Origin of the sequence: Nocardia vaccinii NBRC 15922, from assembly GCF_001613305.1 — a bacterium.
Lineage (GTDB): Bacteria > Actinomycetota > Actinomycetes > Mycobacteriales > Mycobacteriaceae > Nocardia > Nocardia vaccinii.
This window is the reverse complement of sequence record NZ_BDCC01000111.1, coordinates 1-3,602: the sequence shown is the minus strand read 5'-3', so window position 1 is coordinate 3,602 and position 3,602 is coordinate 1. Positions and strand designations below refer to the sequence as shown.

The window sequence follows — 3,602 nt, the reverse complement described above, 5'->3', positions numbered from 1 at the left end:
ACTAGCCGATATTCACAGGGCGGCAACGAGTTCGGCGACTTCGCGGGCACAACCGTAACCGATGGTGATGCCCGCGCCGCCGTGGCCGTAGTTGTGGATCACGGGAGTGCCGGGGAGGCAGGCGTGGTCGGGTTCGAGGCGGACGTTCGGGCGGCCGGGGCGAAGGCCGACGAGGGTTTCGATGACCGCACAGTCGGCGAGCTGCGGTGCGATATCTCGGCAACGGTGCAGAATCGACTGTGTCAGTTCGGGGTTCGGGGTGGTGTCCCATTGGCCTGGTTCCAGGGTGCCGCCGAGGATGCAGTCGGTTGCCCGGGGATGGGCGTAGGCGCGTCCGAGGGGGTGCGCTTCGTCGCGCACCGACATCGACAGTCCCGGATTGGTGACCCGGACGATCTGTCCGCGGATGGGGTGGACGGTGGTGTCGCCGACGAGATCACCGGCACGCAGGCCCGCGCAATTGATCACCACATCCGGTGCCAGATCGGTGATTTCGCCGAGATCGCCGACTTCCCGGTGCACCCGATTCGCCCCGGCCGCTACCACCCGGTCGTGCAGCCAGGGCAGGAAGACCGGCATTTCCACCAGCGGTACGGCGAACCGCAGTCCGGCGGTGTACCCGGGCGGCAGCTCGGAGTCCCGGGCCGGACGCAAATCGCGAACCGCGCGTCCCCACTCGACGGGGCCGGGCTGGTTCCGATACAGCGTCAGCGATTCACGCATGCGCACGCCGGGCGTCCCGCTCTCGGCGAGCCGTGCCAGATGGGTGAAGGTCTGTGTGCCCCAGGCATTTACGCGCTCGGGCGGCCCCGCGGCGGTCGGAAACCATACCGCCGCGGCCAGATACGACGTCGTGGCGGCGATCGGGTCGGCACTGACGAGGGTCACCTCATGTCCGGTCCGCAGCAACTCCGCCGCCGTGGACAGGCCCGATACTCCCGCTCCGACAATCACCGCTCGCACGCTCAGGAGGCTAGGCGGCAACCTGTGAAAGGTCGAGCCGATCAGGCTTCTCGTCAGCGGCGGCCCACCAGTCCAGGAGAGCGGAGACGGTCGGCCGGGCCGGAGCCAGGCGACGTGCAGCGCGACCCGGGGCGGATTCGTTCCGCCGCGGTCGTGAGTGAGAACCGCTGCGCCGCTGGTGGTTCAGTGCCGATCCGGCGGAGTACGCTCTGCCGGGTGGCGATACGACCGATTCTCATCGCGGGTGATCCCCGGCTGGCAAGCCCGGCACTTCCGGTGACCGAGTTCGACGACGAGCTCGCCGCGTTCGTCGAGGATCTGTTCGAGACCAATACCGCTGCCGACGGTGCGGGTCTGGCGGCGAATCAGGTCGGTGATCCACGGGCGGTATTCGTCTACGATCTCGTCGATTCCGGGGTACGCCATCGCGGCCACGTGGTGAATCCGGTGCTGGAGACCTCGGAGCTTCCCGAGACCATGCCGGACCCGGACGACGATCTGGAAGGCTGCCTGTCGGTGCCGGGTGAGTGGTACCCCACCGGCCGGGCGAGCTGGGCGAAGGTGAGCGGCATGGATATCTCCGGCGCGCCCGTCGAGGTGGAGGCGACCACCGAATTTCTCGCCCGCTGCCTGCAGCACGAGACCGACCATCTCGCCGGTCGCCTGTATCTGTCCCGGCTGATCGGGCGCAATCAGCGCGCGGCCCGCAAGATGCTCGTGCGCCGAGGCTGGACCGAGCCCGGCGGCAGTTGGCTGCCGGGCAGCGAGGACCCGCGATAGTCGTTGCGGTAGCGGAGAATCGGGCGTGTCCTATGGCCGACCGAGGGGCCGCCGCCGCGACCGCATACGATCGGCGCGGTGAACCAGTTGACCGAGCGCCCGGTGGGTGGCGCGCGCCCGGCCCTGTCCACCCCGGCTCCGCTCAGGCCCTCGCCCGATCCGGGCCCGGCCGATCGGCTGCGGGGATGGGTGGTCACCCTGGTCCTCACCGCGATCGCGGCGATCACCCGATTCCAGAATCTGGGCTATCCCACCGACGGCGGCACACCGACTTTCGACGAGAAGTACTACGCCCATCAGGGCTGGGAGATGCTGACCGGCGGCGGGGTCGAGGACAACCCGGGGTACGGCTACATCGTGCATCCGCCGGTCGGCAAACAGATGATCGCGCTGGGGGAGGTGCTGTTCGGATACACCCCGCTCGGTTGGCGGTTCAGTGCGGCAATTTTCGGAACGTTGTTGGTGCTGTTGGTCGTTCGCATCACCCGGCGCATGACGCGCTCGACGATGATCGGCGGGATCGCGGGTCTGCTGGTGATCTGTGATGGCACGAGTATGGTGCAGTCGCGCATCGGCATGCTGGACATCTTCCAGGCGCTGTTCGTGGTGGCCGCATTCGGTTGTCTGATCGTCGATCGCGACCAGGTGCGTGCCCGGATGGCCCGCGCGGACGCCGAGGGGCGGATCGCGGTGAGCCGGTACGGCCCGCGGCTGGGTGTGCGGTGGTGGCGGTTCGCGGGCGGGGTTCTGCTCGGAATGGCCTGTGGGACAAAGTGGTCGGGTCTCTACTTCATCGCGGCATTCGGGGTGCTGTCGGTCTGTTTCGATCTGGCCGCCCGGCGCGCGTACCGAGTGCCGTGGCCGTGGCGGGGTACCGCACTGCGTGACGTCGGACCGGCGCTGTATGCGCTGGTGGTCATCCCGTTGCTGGTCTACCTGGGCAGTTACGGAGCCTGGATCGGCAGTGAGGACGGCTACGACCGGTATTCGGTCGGCAATCCGTACGCCGGGAAACATCCGGTGGGCTCGGGCGGCCCGTGGTCCTGGGTGCCCGACGCGTTGCGGTCGCTGTGGCACAACCAGGGTGAATCACTGAGTTTCCATACGGCACTCACGAATTCGGCCGGATACCATCACCCCTGGGAGTCCAAGCCCTGGTCGTGGCCGATGGGCTTGCGGCCGATGCTCTACCACTACGCGGACGGCGGTGTCACCGGCTGCGGTAAGTCGTACTGCGTCGATGCGGTGATGCTGGTGGGTACTCCCGTGCTGTGGTGGGTGTCGCTGCCGATGCTGGCCTGGGCGGTCTGGCGCAGTGTCACGCGTCGCGATTGGCGTTATGCCGCAGTACTCGTCGGCTACTGCGCCGGATTCCTGCCGTGGTTCCTGGATCTGGATCGCGAGATGTACTTCTTCTACGCGGTTCCGATGGCGCCGTTCCTGGCGATGGGTGTCGCGCTGGTGCTCGGGGACATTCTCGGACCCGCGCCGATCGTGCGCACGGCCGATGGGGATCGATTCCTGGCGCCCAGTGAGCGGCGAACGTCGAGTCTGGTCGTCGTATGCCTGTATCTCGCTGCGGTGGTGGCGAATTTCGTGTGGCTGTGGCCGATTCTGACCGGGATGCCGATCAGCGTGGACGATTGGCATGCTCATCTGATGTTGCCGAGCTGGCGCTGATTCCGGGTGGAACGCTCTTGCTCTGCAAGGTTTTTCAGTGTGCCGGTACGCCGGGCACGCCGAGCAGGACCGGTACTTTGCGTTCCCCGGTGTCGTCGAACGAGATGGTCGCGTCCGTCTCCTGCGGCGCGTTGACGAAAGAGACGAAGCGGGACAGGATTTCCTCGTCCGCGAGCACT

At 67.3% G+C, this 3,602-nt stretch carries 3 protein-coding genes; 2 read left to right on the top strand and 1 reads right to left on the bottom strand.

Annotated features, from left to right (window positions below; all coding sequences use genetic code 11):
• Positions 1-12: 12 nt before the first annotated feature.
• The gene (locus tag NV1_RS41470) at positions 13-963 is read right to left on the bottom strand and encodes an FAD-dependent oxidoreductase (RefSeq protein WP_067905182.1); all 951 of its coding nucleotides are present in this window, start codon (positions 961-963) and stop codon (positions 13-15) included.
• A 216-nt stretch (positions 964-1,179) separates the two neighbouring features.
• Between NV1_RS41470 and NV1_RS41465 the strand changes: the two genes are divergently transcribed.
• Both NV1_RS41465 and NV1_RS41460 read left to right on the top strand, forming a co-directional pair.
• Positions 1,180-1,743: a peptide deformylase gene (locus NV1_RS41465; protein WP_067905179.1), complete on the top strand. Its 564-nt coding sequence runs from the start codon at positions 1,180-1,182 to the stop codon at positions 1,741-1,743.
• A gap of 78 nt (positions 1,744-1,821) precedes the next feature.
• A complete protein-coding gene (locus NV1_RS41460) occupies positions 1,822-3,423 on the top strand; it encodes a dolichyl-phosphate-mannose--protein mannosyltransferase (RefSeq protein WP_174557533.1) in 1,602 nt (533 codons plus the stop codon).
• Positions 3,424-3,602 lie beyond the last annotated feature (179 nt).